This window comes from Neisseria sp. P0021.S007, from assembly GCF_051956855.1.
The window spans coordinates 1-450 of record NZ_JBQCXA010001651.1 but is presented as its reverse complement, the minus strand read 5'-3'; the positions used below and the strand labels follow the sequence as shown (position 1 = coordinate 450).

The following is a 450-nucleotide window of genomic DNA, read 5'->3' as shown; positions in this document are numbered from 1 at the left end:
ATATCGCCGACTGTACCGCCGATTTCAACAATCGCCACATCATAACCAGCCGCGCCTTCATGGATACGGCGTTTGATTTCATCGGTAATGTGCGGAATCACTTGTACGGTACCGCCCAAATAGTCGCCGCGACGCTCTTTAGCAATCACGTTTTCATAGACTTGGCCGGTACTGAAGCTGTTGCGGCGGGTCATGGTGGCGTTGATGAAACGCTCGTAATGACCGAGGTCGAGGTCGGTTTCCGCGCCGTCATCGGTCACGAATACTTCGCCGTGTTGAAACGGGCTCATGGTACCCGGGTCAACGTTGATATACGGGTCGAGCTTAAGCATGGTCACGTTCAAGCCACGCGACTCGAGAATAGTAGCAATAGAAGCGGCGGCGATACCTTTACCCAAAGAAGATACAACGCCGCCGGTTACGAAAATAAATTTAGTCATGATGTGATAC

At 51.8% G+C, this 450-nt stretch carries 1 pseudogene; it reads right to left on the bottom strand.

Annotation, left to right across the window (positions count from 1 at the left end):
- A pseudogene (pyrG, locus tag ACTHUR_RS20740) lies at positions 1-440 on the bottom strand (CTP synthetase); the annotation flags it as partial.
- Between the last annotated feature and the right edge of the window lie 10 nt (positions 441-450).